13 protein-coding genes are annotated in these 13,585 nt (G+C 37.4%); 7 read left to right on the top strand and 6 right to left on the bottom strand.

All coding sequences use genetic code 11. From position 1 onward, the window contains the following. Positions 1 to 83: 83 nt before the first annotated feature. Together rph and IRT38_RS02780 are read left to right on the top strand one after the other, a co-directional pair. Complete coding sequence (gene rph / locus IRT38_RS02785; protein ID WP_004907303.1) at positions 84 to 800, top strand: ribonuclease PH; 717 nt, start codon at positions 84 to 86, stop codon at positions 798 to 800. Between the two features lie 482 nt (positions 801 to 1,282). After that, positions 1,283 to 1,450 (top strand): hypothetical protein, encoded by a 168-nt coding sequence (locus IRT38_RS02780; protein WP_194596903.1) that lies wholly within the window; start codon positions 1,283 to 1,285, stop codon positions 1,448 to 1,450. Here IRT38_RS02780 and nadC read toward each other — a convergent pair. Then, on the bottom strand, positions 1,447 to 2,292 hold the full coding sequence (gene nadC / locus IRT38_RS02775) for a carboxylating nicotinate-nucleotide diphosphorylase (RefSeq protein ID WP_194596902.1): 846 nt from the start codon (positions 2,290 to 2,292) through the stop codon (positions 1,447 to 1,449). The two genes, IRT38_RS02780 and nadC, sit on opposite strands and share 4 nt — an antisense overlap. Positions 2,293 to 2,436: 144 nt before the next feature. On the opposite strand from nadC, the gene ampD reads away from it, so the two are divergent. Both ampD and murJ read left to right on the top strand, forming a co-directional pair. Beyond that, positions 2,437 to 3,009, top strand: coding sequence for a 1,6-anhydro-N-acetylmuramyl-L-alanine amidase AmpD (gene ampD / locus IRT38_RS02770; RefSeq protein WP_125318361.1), 573 nt, complete (start codon positions 2,437 to 2,439; stop codon positions 3,007 to 3,009). 83 nt (positions 3,010 to 3,092) lie between these two features. Further along, positions 3,093 to 4,643: a murein biosynthesis integral membrane protein MurJ gene (murJ, locus tag IRT38_RS02765; RefSeq protein WP_171457175.1), complete on the top strand. Its 1,551-nt coding sequence runs from the start codon at positions 3,093 to 3,095 to the stop codon at positions 4,641 to 4,643. Between the two features lie 32 nt (positions 4,644 to 4,675). On the opposite strand, the gene IRT38_RS02760 is transcribed toward murJ, so the two are convergent. From IRT38_RS02760 to IRT38_RS02740, 5 genes are all read right to left on the bottom strand, one after another. After that, entirely contained in the window at positions 4,676 to 5,359 is a 684-nt protein-coding gene (locus tag IRT38_RS02760) for an FKBP-type peptidyl-prolyl cis-trans isomerase (protein WP_194596901.1), read from the bottom strand. A 44-nt stretch (positions 5,360 to 5,403) separates the two neighbouring features. After that, complete coding sequence (locus tag IRT38_RS02755; protein ID WP_125318363.1) at positions 5,404 to 6,111, bottom strand: FKBP-type peptidyl-prolyl cis-trans isomerase; 708 nt, start codon at positions 6,109 to 6,111, stop codon at positions 5,404 to 5,406. 170 nt (positions 6,112 to 6,281) lie between these two features. Next, on the bottom strand, positions 6,282 to 8,468 hold the full coding sequence (locus tag IRT38_RS02750; protein ID WP_194596900.1) for a polysaccharide biosynthesis tyrosine autokinase: 2,187 nt from the start codon (positions 8,466 to 8,468) through the stop codon (positions 6,282 to 6,284). Between the two features lie 18 nt (positions 8,469 to 8,486). Next, positions 8,487 to 8,915 carry a low molecular weight protein-tyrosine-phosphatase gene (locus tag IRT38_RS02745; RefSeq protein WP_194596899.1) on the bottom strand — a complete coding sequence of 143 codons (429 nt, stop codon included), beginning with the start codon at positions 8,913 to 8,915 and terminating at the stop codon, positions 8,487 to 8,489. A 5-nt stretch (positions 8,916 to 8,920) separates the two neighbouring features. Beyond that, a complete protein-coding gene (locus IRT38_RS02740; protein WP_112987035.1) occupies positions 8,921 to 10,021 on the bottom strand; it encodes a polysaccharide biosynthesis/export family protein in 1,101 nt (366 codons plus the stop codon). A 590-nt stretch (positions 10,022 to 10,611) separates the two neighbouring features. Here IRT38_RS02740 and wecB point away from each other — a divergent pair. Genes wecB through IRT38_RS02725 form a run of 3 tightly spaced genes read left to right on the top strand, consistent with a single transcriptional unit; the run spans position 10,612 to position 13,584 of the window. Continuing rightward, positions 10,612 to 11,736, top strand: a complete 1,125-nt coding sequence (gene wecB / locus IRT38_RS02735; protein WP_129261147.1) for a non-hydrolyzing UDP-N-acetylglucosamine 2-epimerase — start codon at positions 10,612 to 10,614, stop codon at positions 11,734 to 11,736. Positions 11,737 to 11,775: 39 nt separating this feature from the next. Beyond that, a complete protein-coding gene (wecC, locus tag IRT38_RS02730; protein ID WP_129261145.1) occupies positions 11,776 to 13,029 on the top strand; it encodes a UDP-N-acetyl-D-mannosamine dehydrogenase in 1,254 nt (417 codons plus the stop codon). Then, entirely contained in the window at positions 13,030 to 13,584 is a 555-nt protein-coding gene (locus IRT38_RS02725) for an acyltransferase (RefSeq protein WP_112987038.1), read from the top strand. Position 13,585: the final 1 nt, after the last annotated feature.

Here is a 13,585-nt window from a genome sequence, read left to right as displayed (position 1 = left end):
ACCAACAAGCAAAAGGGAAAGTACGTGTAATTGAGATATACTATGGTGCAATTATAGTTGTGCTATCGTTTTAAGGAATCATTATGCGTATTGACCAAAGAGCATTAGACCAGTTACGTGACGTAAAGATTACGCGTAATTATACCCGTTACGCTGAAGGTTCAGTTTTGGTTGAATTTGGCCACACCAAAGTGTTGTGTACAGCAAGCATTGATAATTCAGTACCTCGTTTCTTGAAAGGTCAGGGACAAGGTTGGGTAACTGCGGAATATGGCATGTTGCCACGCTCAACGCACACGCGTAGTGATCGTGAGGCAGCACGTGGTAAGCAAACGGGTCGTACTCAAGAGATTCAACGATTAATCGGTCGTAGTCTTCGTGCGATGGTGGACTTGAAGAAGTTGGGTGAAAACACGATTACGATAGACTGTGATGTGATCCAAGCGGATGGTGGTACACGTACTGCGGCAATCACAGGTGCAGCGGTTGCATTGGTAGACGCAATGAATGTATTGCTGAGCAACAAGAAAATTAAACATGACCCATTAAAAGGGTTAGTGGCAGCGATCTCAGTCGGAATGTATCAAGACGAAGTCCTACTAGATTTATGCTATGAAGAAGATTCAAATTGCCAAACAGATTTAAACGTGGTGATGACACAAGCAGGTGAATTTATTGAAATTCAAGGAACGGCAGAAGACAAACCGTTCACACGCCAGCAGTGTAATGCCATGTTAGAGCTTGCAGAAAAAGGAATCTCAGAATTGATTCAAAAGCAACAGCAAGCACTCGGTTGGTAAGTTCCAGTTGATAGTGCGGGCGGTCTGGTTTTTTTAGACCGCCTTTTTTTTATTTAAGATTAGATCAGAAGGAAATAATAAATAGCCAAAAAGATAACCATGCCCCATGTAATAAAACCAACAATTAAAACCTCAGTGCTCTCAATATCAACGTGACGTCTCAATCGATAAGCAGATACAACACAATATCCAGTGCCACGAATTAAGCCTTCGATAATCACTTCAAAAATGATATACAGAAAAAAACGGATGATTTGAAAAAGCAAAGTAAAGAAGGCTTCGAAAATAGATTCCATTTTTTATGATTTAAAATAGTTTATGGGTCAATGTATCTCTAAGCGACATAAAAATAAACATGATCAATGAATATCTATCTCTACATAGACGCATTATAAATTTTCAAACGGTAACAATACCCGCTTATTCAGCTCATCTTAGTTTGGTACGCTTGCGTAAATTGAAAATAACAAGGAGGGGGAATAATGGTTCAAGTATTTCTCGTTTTTTTAACAGCAGTGACTTTTGTTTTGATGGCTGTTGATCCACGCTCTACTGATTCGACACAAGCTAAGTCAGCTTGGAATGAAAAAGTCGAAGTATCTAATGACGCTTCGACTCAGAAAAAAACAAAAGATGTTGATGATGCTTAAGCATTAAAACGCATAGATAAATCTACAGCTCTCACATCCTTAGTCAGTACACCCATTGAAATATAATCTACGCCAGTTGTGGCAACTTCGCGTAAGTTCTCAATAGTAATATTGCCTGAAGCCTCTAACTTACAACGTCCTGCAACATGCTTCACTGCATCAATCATTTGCTGCTGGCTGAAATTATCTAACATCACGATATCAGCTCCAGCTTCGAGTGCTTGATTCAGTTCGTCCCAAGTCTCTACTTCTACTTCTACTGGTTTACCTGGTGCGATTTGATGTGCTTTGGTAATGGCTTGGGCAATACCACCTGCTGCCATAATGTGATTTTCTTTAATTAGGAAAGCGTCAAATAAACCTAGACGATGATTTTGACCACCACCGATTGCCACTGCATATTTTTGAGCAATGCGTAAGCCTGGTAAGGTTTTGCGTGTATCCAAAAGTTTAGTGTTTAAACCATCCAATTGTTTTACGTAATTTGCCGTTTTGGTCGCCACAGCAGAAAGCGTTTGCACAAAATTCAAAGCAGGACGCTCAACAGTCAGTAAGCTACGGGCTGAACCTGCCAATTGTAGAAAAGCTTCATTGGCTTGAACAAGTTCACCTTCTTGCTTTAACCACGTGATTTGAACATCTTTATCATAAGCTTTGATTAAGGCATTAACCCAAGGTTGACCAGCCAATACCATGTCTTCACGAGTGATAATCGTTGCTGTAGCTTGCTCATCTTCTGGTGTGAGCATTGCGGTAATATCACCGTCCCCAATATCTTCCTGTAATGCTTGTTGAATATTAATTTGAATCGATTGTTCAAGCAAAGATTGAGGAATGCTCATACTATTTCCAGTATAGGTTGACCAAAAAACTAGTGCGTTATATTAGCACCCTCAACATAAAAAATAAGCATTTCATCTCGATTATTGCGCATAAAGCATGTCAAAATGGCAAAGATAAAGATTAAATTGCCGATTTGATAAACCATGCAACGTTCTAGATTTGCGCAAATTCGAAATGGTGTATTAGAAGGTGCGACGCAACTTCCATCACCAAATTTTAATGCACGTCCAGTGGATGCTGACATTCAACTGATTGTTATTCATAACATCAGTTTGCCACCCTCTCAATTTGGTGGTGGTTATATCCAGCAATTCTTTCAAAATAAGTTAGATTGGAATACTCATCCTTATTTTCAGACTATTGAAGGCATGCAGGTATCCGCACATCTATTGATTTTGCGCACTGGTGAAGTGATTCAATTTGTAAATTTCAATGATCGTTCGTGGCATGCTGGACGTTCGAGTTATCTAGCACACAAAGAATGTAATGATTATTCAATCGGCATTGAGTTGGAAGGCAGCGATGATCTTCCTTTCGAGGACGCACAGTATCAAGCATTGGTTGATGTTGTATTGATGCTAGCTAAAAGCTATCCAAAAATTCAGAATCATATCGCGGGGCATTCTGATATTGCACCAATGCGGAAAACAGATCCAGGTCCTTATTTTGATTGGCAAAGATTCCGAAAAGCGCTATCACAAGCCAAATTAACTTAAAAAAATATCCGCCAATTTATGATTTCACAACGAAATCTATTTTGAGTTTCATTACAATAACGCTTTTTAAAGATAAGCCGTAGGTGAATGCGATGGCATTGTGGCGATCGACTATTATTGTCAGTGCAATGACGATGTTATCTCGAGTTTTGGGATTAGTGCGTGATATCGTGCTATTAAATGTATTTGGTGCGGGTAAAGATTTCGATACTTTCGTTGTTGCCTTTCGTATTCCAAACTTTTTTCGACGCTTATTTGCGGAAGGGGCTTTTTCTCAAGCTTTCATTCCTGTTTTAACCGAATATAAAACTAGTAAAACACATGCAGAAGTACAAATTCTGATTAGCCGAGTGTTTGGTTGTTTGCTGACGGCTATGTCATTGCTAACTTTTGTAGCGATGGTTGCCGCACCAGCGATTATTTATTTGTATGCACCAGGATTTCATAACGATCCAGAGAAATTTGATTTAGCGGTGGATATGTTCCGCCTCACGATTCCTTATTTAATGTTCATGTCGTTGACGGCTTTTGCGAGCAGTATCTTAAATAGCTATGGCTCATTTGCATCGCCAGCATTTTCACCTGTGCTTTTGAATATTGCGATGATTGCAGGAGCATGGTGGTTAACGCCTTATATGGCAGAACCCATTATGGCATTGGGGTGGGCTGTGGTTGTTGCAGGTGTTTTACAGTTAGCGATACAAATCCCTGAGCTTTGGAAAAAGAATTTACTTATTCCACCTAAAGTTGATTTTAAGCATGAGGGTGTTGATCGTATCTTAAAACTAATGTTGCCAGCATTATTCGGTGTTTCAGTGACACAAATTAATTTACTGTTAAATACGATTTGGGCATCGTTCATGCAAGATGGTTCAGTGTCGTGGTTATACAGTGCTGAACGAATGACTGAACTGCCATTAGGTCTCATTGGCGTTGCGATCGGGACAGTTATTTTGCCTTCACTATCTGCGCGTCACGCTGAGCAAGATCAAGCTAAATTTAAAAGCATGATTGATTGGGCTGCTAAGATCATTATGTTAGTCGGTATTCCTGCAAGTATTGCATTATTCATGTTATCGACACCGATTATTCAAGCTTTATTCCAACGTGGCGAATTTACTTTAGAAGATACACATATGACGGCACTTGCATTGCAATGCATGAGTGCAGGTGTAATTTCATTTATGTTGATTAAAGTGTTTGCACCAGGTTTTTATGCACAACAAGATACCAAAACACCAGTTCGTGTTGGTCTCATGGCAGTTGCTGCAAATGCGATTTTAAACGTTGTATTTATTGGGTTCTTTAAATTAATTGATTGGCATGCTGAGCATATGGCTTTAGCACTCGCTTCTTCGGGCTCTGCTTTAGTCAATGCTGGAATGCTGTATTTTTATTTACACAAACGAAATATCTATCGTTTTGGGGCGCATTGGAAAAAGCTCGGTTTTCAATTTTTAGTTGCCAACATGACCATGATTGCTGCTCTTGCATATGCTTTAACATGGTACCAAGGTGATATCGCTCAGTGGTTGCGAATTGCAGAAGTTGTTGGCTTGTGTGTATTGGGTGTCGCTGCTTATGTTATCGGTTTACTAATCACGGGTTTTCGCCCAAGACATTTGAAACATTAAAAAATAAACCCTCCAACAAGGAGGGTTTATTACTATTTCACTTCGAGTAATTCAATATCAAAAATAAGTGTGCTGTTCGGTCCAATTGCATCTCCAGCACCCACGTCACCATATGCTAAGTTAGATGGAACAAAGAAACGACTTTTGCCACCTTCTTTCATCGTTTGGACACCTTCGGTCCAGCCAGAAATGACTTGATTCAGTTTAAATTCAACAGGATGGTTACGAGCAATCGAGCTATCAAACACAGTTCCATCAATTAATCGACCTTCGTAATTAACTTTTACTGTTGATGTTAACTTTGGCGATTTACCAGTACCTTGTTGAAGAACTTGATACTGTAAACCTGATTTTGTTGTGATGATATCTGGCTTTTTAGCATTTTCTGCTAGAAAGTTTTTTCCTTCTTGAGCATTTTTTTCTGCCTGCTCTTGGAATTCAACTAATTGTTTGGCTTCAAGTCGCTTTTTATATTGGTTGAGAACAGTCGCCATTTGCTCATCACTGAGTGTTGCTGGTTTTCCCTTAATTGCATCTTCAAGCCCTAGCACAAAGGTTTCGATATTTAAGTCTTTGAGCGTTTCTGTATTTCCTTTCCCCATTAAATAACCGTAGCTATAACCCAATTGATCTTTTTGTGGACTTTTTAGGGTGATAGGAGCTGCATGAACCGTTCCAATCATCAATGTTATGAGAGTAAGTGTAAGTTTTTTCATTCTTTCTTCCAAAATAAAGGAGAGCACAAGCTCTCCCTATATCATTATTTTACAGCGATTAATTCGACATCAAAAATCAAAGTACTATTTGGCGGGATAGAGCCTGGCACGCCTTGTTCACCGTAGCCTAAGTTAGCAGGGATATAAAGCGTTGCCTTACCGCCTTCTTTCATGAGTTGTAGACCTTCAGTCCAGCCAGGAATGACTTGATTTAATGGAAACTCGATTGGTTCACCACGATCGTATGAGCTGTCAAATACTTTACCGTCAGTTAATTGACCTTTGTAATGAACTTTAACGACAGAAGTTGCAACAGGTTGTTTGCCAGTTCCTTCTTTGGTGATTTTGTATTGCAAGCCAGATGCTGTTGTTTTAACACCTTCTTTTTTAGCATTTTCAGCTAAGAAACTTGAGTTGCTTGCCTCAACTTTTTTGGTTTCGTCTTGTTGCTTTTGTTGCATCTCTTTTTGGAATTCTACATATGCTGCTTGTAATTCTTCCTCAGAGTATGCTGCAGGTTTCTGAGCATGTGCATCACGAAAACCTGTAATAAATGCATTCGTTTCAAGCTCTGGTGGAGTTTGTTTTGCAACTTCATAACCGAGAGCATAGCTGATCTTAGCAACAGGTGCTGCATTTTTATCAGCTTTCGCGCCAAACTCAGTGGTTGGATTTTGTGTCGCATAATAAACAGGTACTAGGGCCGCACCGCCTAACACAACTGCAGCAATGAGAGGTAAAGCTTTACTCATGAGATGTCCAAAAGTGAGATTCTAAATAAAAATATGTCAATGATCTTAGCATGTCTAAGCTTAAGCAATGAATAACTCAGCTGTAAAATGCGTAGGTTTTTTTATAAGATTTATGTTTAAAAAAAGCCAAATCAAATGATTTGGCTTTGATTAAAGCTTGAAAAGAGAACTTAATCTTCTTTTTGGGCTTTATAGGCATATGCATAGTTATAGCTATAACTATAACCAGCACCTGCTGTGCGTTGGATATCATTCAAGATGAAACCATTGACTTTCACACCAGCTTGTTCGAAACGATTTAAGCTGAGTTCAAGCTCTTTCATTTGAGATTTCGAGTAACGTGCAATTAACAAGTTTACGCCAGCATATTGAGAAATAATGATACCGTCTGTCACAGCCAATACAGGCGGTGTATCAATAATAATATGGTCATATTGAGTACTTAATTCATCTAGCAAGGTTTTGAATTTTTGTGAACTTAGGATTTCAGATGGATTGGTTGGACTTTTACCACGTGTAATCACATTCAAACCATTCACTTGTGTATTGTGAATAATTTGACTCAATTCTACTTGATTGCTAAGAAACTCTGATAAACCTGGTTTGACCTCAACATCAAAGTATTTGTGCATATAACCACGACGCATATCAGCATCGATCAGAAGTACTTTTTTATCACCTTGAGCAAAAATCGTTGCTAAGTTTGTTGAAATAAAAGACTTACCAACTTCAGGGGCAGGACCAGCAACCATAATAATATTATTTTTTGCATTCGATAGCGCAAAATGAATAGCGGTACGAATGCTCCGTAAACTTTCAATTGCAAGATCATCGTTATGCTTGACAGCCAAGATAGGAATTGTCTTTTTCTTTTTCAAGATACTCATACGAGTTTCTTGTACAGGAGATCTTGGTACTGTTGCATACACTGGTAGATCGAACTTGCGTTCAATTTGTGCTGAATCTTTGACTCCAGTACGTAGCATATTTCTTAGTAGAGCAAGCAGAGTTCCTAAGAAGCCACCAAGGAAAATAGCAAGGATTAGGATTTGTAATTTTTTAGGTTTAATAGGTTCTACTGGTTCAACGGCAGTATCAACAATACGAACATTACCAATTTCGCCAGCTTTCGCGATACGTAATTGCTGATATGAGTTTAATAATGCTGTATAGAGTTGGGTCTTAACTTCAACTTCACGAAAAAGTTGTAAGTATTGGCGTTGAATATCAGGTAATTGTTTTAAGGTACTATTTAATTCAGTAATTTGCTTGTCAATAGCACCGATTTGAGCATTAATCTCACGCATTGCGGGATGTTCAGCTGTGTACTTTGCTGCAAGATCGGCTTGTTGTTGTTGTAACTCAATTTTCTTAGTTTCCAAGGTAATACTTTGAGTTAAATAAAGCTCTGATTCTTTAGTGACATCAACCGTATTGTATTGCTGACGAAATTTATTGAAGAGACGTTCAGCATCATCAAGTTGTTTTTTCAAATCAGGGAGTTGTTCATCCAAGAATTTGAGAGTTTGAGCTGTTTCCGCTGAACGACGAGCTACATTTTGCGCACTGTATGCTGACAAAATAGCATTTAGGACTTTTGTGATATGTTCTTTATCTTGACCCTGATAATTTAAGCCTAAAATACCAGTTAATTTTCCTCTTTCAGCGACTGAATAATTGGAAAGAATATTTTTGACTGCGGCAGGTAAAGAGTTCTTTTGTACGAAATAATCAGTATCAAATGTATCATTTGTGAAAATTGCAAGTTTCCACAAACCATATTTAGTGTTAATTTGATTTAATTGATTCAGTGGGGCAGTTAGAATAATCTCATCTGTATTAAGATCAGTAAGACTAAAGTTATTATTTTTAAAATTCAAACTAAGTTTTTTATCCAAATAATAGCTTGGAATATCAAACTGCCTGATATCAAAAGATTTCTCTTCATCATTAAAAATGACGGCTCTCGGTGTGTATTCTGTGGTGTAATTCACTTTATTGAATAAACGATGAGAGAAAGTATCTTCTGTGATGGAAACATTTAGATTTAGATGAAGAGCTTGAATTACTGAGCCTAAAACCAATCGAGATTTTAAAATTTCGATTTCGGATTGAGCTGGTGATTTTTGATCAATCATTTGCGAAAGATCACCTAATAGTGCAGCTGAAGCACCTTTACTATCTTCTACTTGTACAAGTGCATCTACTGAATAAGTATCAGGTGTTACTCTGAGATAAAGCAATGCACAAGCTAAGCTTAATATGATACATAAAGCAATAAGTTTCCATTGTGCTACTAAAGCAAAGAAAAGCTCTTTCAGGTCAATTGTGTCTTCGGTATTCGTATTTTGACTCATAATCTTAAATCTAAAAAGTTAAATATATTTCTTCCAATCAGTAACACACTGTTGGATCAGTTCGCATGTATCATCAAAAAACTTTTGATCATGTTGATATGGATCAGATACGTTTTTATTTTGCCAATGTCCTAATCTAAAAACCTTACCTTTAGAAAATGGCCATGTCTGTTCAAGGTGACGTTGCTGATTATTACTCATTACTAAGATTAAGTCAGCTTTCTTGATCAATTCAGCATTTAGTTTTTTTGCAATATGAGCACTCATATCGATATTAAGTCTATGCATACATATTTGCGCTTTATCATCAGCTGAGTGTCCAACAAGCCCAGAAATCCCAGCGGATTCAATATGTAAATTAGGATGCTGTTGTTTTAATAAGTATTCAGCCATAGGGCTTCTACAGATATTACCCACGCAAACTACCAAAATATTTTGGATCTTCATTTAGATTACTGTCCTAAACGATCAATGTTATAGAGTGCGCTAGAGAAAGGGATGACTTGATTGATAACACGCTGCCAGCGAGTTAAGCCTGTTGCGTCGACATAGACAATATCATTACTACGCAGTCTAAACTGATTGGCGAGACCAAAATCACCTAGGCTCATTAAATTTAAGTGATAGAGTTCAGTATGACGATCATTTGGATTGGTACGGAGTACATAAATCCGACTGGCACTGGCTGAAAGAGGATTGAGACCTAAGCTTTCACCCAAAGCATCACTTAAGGTCATTCCTTGATCTCGCATTGGTAAAGCTTGATTTTTACCAGACTCACCCATCACATAAATTTTTTGATTTTCTTTAGTGCTTACATAAATCGTATCGTTAGGCTGGACCAATAATTTATGTAATGAGTAGCCTGCCTTTTCTAATGCGATGGTATTGAGATCATAAGTGATTCCATTACGAATGAGCTGGATAAAGGTATTATCGCCTTTATCTGTGACACCGCCAGCCATACCTAAAGCAGTATAAATACTAATTGGTTGATCATTCAAAAAGAATTGACCGCCCTTGATGACACTACCTTGGACCGAATAGCGCTGTCCTTGATAAGACAATATCCTTACGATGACATCGGGGTTTTTTAGATAACGTGCGAATTGCTTACGTAAGTCTGTATTGAGTTGGGCTAATGTTTTACCTGCGGCTTTGTAGCGGCCAACTAATGGAATTTGTACATAACCATTATAATCAATTGGGTATCCATTCGCTTGAATTGATTGATCGTTGGTTAAGTTGTTTACGGGTGGGGTAATTTCTGGATAGGCCCATAGTTGAATTGAGAGCACATCTCCAGAACTCAGGCGATAGGCTTGTTGCTGTTGTTTAAATAGAGCCGCGTAATTATTTCGATAGTCGATTTGAGCGGGCTGAATGGCTGGTAAGTTTTCCTGCGTAATTTTAATAACATTAACATCAGTCCCCAGATCAGTTGTGTAAACACCTTCACTAGGGATATCATATGTTTGTAAGCCAGAAGTAACAGCACAGCCTGTAGCACTAATACTAATCGCAAGAATGGAAAAAAGTTGGTAATGCTTCACACTTGACCCTTGAATAATTATAACTGTTGTTGCACAACAACATATCTTTAGATTTACGCTAATTCTAGCTTAAAAATATTAAAAAAACATCGAAGAATCATTTAGGTTTGTATGTTTAGTTTATCTAAATAAATTTTAAGGAGATGTCTTAAGAGGTATAACGATTTATATTTTAACTTAGAGAAAATGTATTGTTAAACATAATCATACAATTCCTATAGGGGGGGGAGTAAAAATCTGCTATATTACGCCCGTTTGTTTGTAATAAAGCGTAGCTGTGTTATTACAAGTGTAAGCATATAAAGAATCAGTATTGGAGCATTTTGAGATATGTGGGTGAATTTTAGTCAATGTGGCGTTTTTAAGGCTTCTTAATAATCTTAATGTACTACATTGGTTAGGTTGAAAAATAATCAATAAGACTATTTTTTGCTGTCATATAATCTCAATCTGATCGATTTAAACTCATTGTATTACAGTGGTTAATTGATAATTACATACCATAAATTGAATGAGTAAAGTGAAATAATATATGGGTTAAATATGTTTAATCCGTAATTTACAAGTCATGTTTAAACAGGGTGAATTGGGTGAGAAAAGTTTTATTAGTATTTGGTACTCGACCAGAAGCGATAAAAATGGCCCCTTTGGCTTTAAAGTTACAACAGTATAACGAATATTTTGAAACTAAAGTGTGTGTAACTGGCCAGCATAGACAAATGCTAGATCAAGTTTTAGAATTGTTCGATTTAAAACCAGATTTTGATCTTAACTTAATGAAACCTGGGCAAACCTTATCTGATGTAACTTCTGGTGTACTAAAAGGGCTGGAGCAAGTCTTCAATGAGTGGACACCAGACCTTATTTTGGTGCATGGAGATACAGCAACTACATTTGCAGCGTCATTAGCTGCTTATTATCACAAAATCAAAGTAGGACATGTTGAAGCTGGGTTACGTACAGGAGATTTGTATTCTCCTTGGCCAGAAGAAGCCAACCGAAAATTAACAGGGGTGCTTACGAATTATCATTTTGCACCAACACAATCATCCTATGAAAATTTAATTAAAGAAAGTGTGAATCCTGAAAATATCGTAGTAACAGGAAACACTGTGATTGATGCTTTGTTACAAGTTAAACAAAAGGTTGAACAAGACCAAGCATTAATAAATCAATTTCATCAAAAATTTTCATTTCTCGATGCAGATAAAAAACTTATTTTAGTCACAGGTCACCGCCGTGAAAACTTTGGTCAGGGTTTTTTAAATATCTGTAAAGCATTGGTAAATTTAGCTAAAAAATATTCTGACATTCAGATTGTTTATCCCGTTCATTTAAATCCTAATGTACAACAACCTGTTAACGAGTTGTTAGTCGATATCGAGAATATTCATCTAATTGCCCCACAAGATTATTTACCTTTTGTGTATTTAATGAATCGTAGTTATCTGATTCTGACTGATTCTGGCGGTATTCAAGAAGAAGCACCATCATTAGGTAAGCCTGTTCTAGTAATGCGGGATACCACTGAAAGGCCTGAAGCGGTTGATGCAGGAACAGTACGTTTAGTTGGTACAGATACAGAAACCATTGAGCGTTCAGTTATAGAGTTACTTGAAAATCCAAACGTATATGCTGAGATGGCAGAAGCCCATAATCCGTACGGAGATGGTAATTCATGTCAGCAAATTATTGATTTTCTTAAAGTAAACTAAGCCGAAATTTCCATTTATTTTGATTTAAAAGTATAGAATATGAGCAATTCATTCAAGCATATCTGCGTTATAGGGTTAGGTTATATTGGTTTACCAACAGCTGCAACATTTGCTGCACATGGGGTAAGAGTTACTGGTGTCGATGTGAATCAACATGCGGTAGATATGATTAATCAAGGTAAAGTTCATATTGTTGAACCTGATTTAGATGCTTTGGTCCGTGACGTCGTTGCTCAGGGTAAATTGTCTGCTCAGTTGGCGCCGACTGAAGCAGATGCTTATATTGTTGCAGTTCCGACACCTTTTAAAGATGATTATCAGCCAGATCTCAAATATATTGAATCTGCTGCTAAGGCTTTAGCACCTTTTTTAAAGCCAGGTAATTTGGTTATTTTAGAGTCGACATCGCCTGTTGAAGCGACTGAACAAATGTCAGCTTGGTTAAGTGAGGCGCGTCCAGATTTAAGCTTCCCACAACAAAAAGGTGAAGATGCTGATATTCTAGTTGCGCACTGCCCTGAACGTGTGTTACCAGGTAAAGTTTTACAAGAATTGATCAGTAATGACCGTATTATTGGTGGAATGACACCACGTTGTTCAAAAGCGGCATGTGATTTATATAAAATCTTTGTAAAAGGTGCATGTATTGAAACCAATGCTCGTACCGCAGAAATGTGTAAATTGACAGAGAACTCGTTCCGTGACGTCAATATTGCATTTGCAAATGAGCTTTCAGTTATTTGTGACAAGTTAGATATCAATGTATGGGAGTTGATTTCACTTGCAAATCGTCACCCACGCGTCAATATTTTACAGCCAGGACCAGGGGTTGGTGGTCACTGTATTGCTGTTGATCCTTGGTTTATTGTGGCAAAGACACCAGAGCAGGCACGTTTGATTCGTACTGCACGTGAAGTGAATGATGCCAAACCTGAATGGGTCATTGATCAGGTTAAAATTAAAATTGCGGATTTCTTACAAGCAAATCCCAATAAGACGATTCAAGATGTCACGATCGCTTGCTATGGTTTGGCCTTTAAACCAGATATCGATGACCTGCGTGAGAGCCCAGCACTCGAAATCACAAAAAAGTTGGCTGAACAAGGTTTAAATATTCTTGCAATAGAACCGAATATTCATGAACTTCCTGCCAAGCTGCCTTCAAATATTAGATTGATTGCTCTTGAAGAGCATCAACAAGCAGATATCCATTTGATTTTGGTGGATCATAGACAGTTTAAAAATATGAACTTCTCTTTTTCTTATGTAGTCGATACAAAAGGCATTTTATAAATGTATAGCCTATTCAAATTTTTTTTTAGACTAGGTGATTACTATCGTGGTCTAAAATTATTTTTGTTAATTAATTTATGTGGCGGGATCTGTAAAGGAATTCCTAAAGTTGGGAAAAATGTCATTTTCAAATACCCACCGCATAAAGGTATTAAGTTTGGTAAAAAATGTGATATTGGGGCATTTAGTCATTTTGATATACCGCCATTTGGCCAACTAATAGTTGGTGATTGTGTGAAAATGACACAAGGCGTTGTTGTTTCTGCAATTAATAAAGTTGAGATACAAAGTAATACTTTAATTGCAGAGTGGGTCTCTATTAGAGACGCACAACATCTATTTGATAAGAATGAACCAATAAACAAACAAGGAATGAAGAAAGGTGAAATTCTGATAGAAGAAGATGTTTGGATAGGACGAGGGAGCAGTATTTTTTTAAATACTACGATTCGTAAGGGTTCAATTATTGGTGCTGAATCTATTGTTAAAAGTATAGAAATATCTTCTATGGAAATACATGCAGGTAATCCACTAAAGTTTATAAAGAATAGATAAA

Source organism: Acinetobacter sp. SK-43, from assembly GCF_015351505.1.
GTDB classification, from domain to species: Bacteria; Pseudomonadota; Gammaproteobacteria; order Pseudomonadales; family Moraxellaceae; genus Acinetobacter; species Acinetobacter junii.
The sequence above is the reverse complement of the archived record's forward strand: the minus strand, read 5'-3'. Positions and strand labels throughout refer to the sequence as shown.

Bases quoted from the DNA above. Each gene is read 5' to 3' on its own strand.
- IRT38_RS02750 (WP_194596900.1), bottom strand. From the start codon at position 8,468: ATGAGTCAAAATACGAATACCGAAGACACAATTGACCTGAAAGAGCTT.
- IRT38_RS02755 (WP_125318363.1), bottom strand. From the start codon at position 6,111: ATGAGTAAAGCTTTACCTCTCATTGCTGCAGTTGTGTTAGGCGGTGCG.
- IRT38_RS02745 (WP_194596899.1), bottom strand. From the start codon at position 8,915: ATGAAGATCCAAAATATTTTGGTAGTTTGCGTGGGTAATATCTGTAGA.
- IRT38_RS02760 (WP_194596901.1), bottom strand. From the start codon at position 5,359: ATGAAAAAACTTACACTTACTCTCATAACATTGATGATTGGAACGGTT.
- rph (WP_004907303.1), top strand. From the start codon at position 84: ATGCGTATTGACCAAAGAGCATTAGACCAGTTACGTGACGTAAAGATT.
- IRT38_RS02725 (WP_112987038.1), top strand. From the start codon at position 13,030: ATGTATAGCCTATTCAAATTTTTTTTTAGACTAGGTGATTACTATCGT.
- ampD (WP_125318361.1), top strand. From the start codon at position 2,437: ATGCAACGTTCTAGATTTGCGCAAATTCGAAATGGTGTATTAGAAGGT.
- wecC (WP_129261145.1), top strand. From the start codon at position 11,776: ATGAGCAATTCATTCAAGCATATCTGCGTTATAGGGTTAGGTTATATT.
- IRT38_RS02780 (WP_194596903.1), top strand. From the start codon at position 1,283: ATGGTTCAAGTATTTCTCGTTTTTTTAACAGCAGTGACTTTTGTTTTG.
- nadC (WP_194596902.1), bottom strand. From the start codon at position 2,292: ATGAGCATTCCTCAATCTTTGCTTGAACAATCGATTCAAATTAATATT.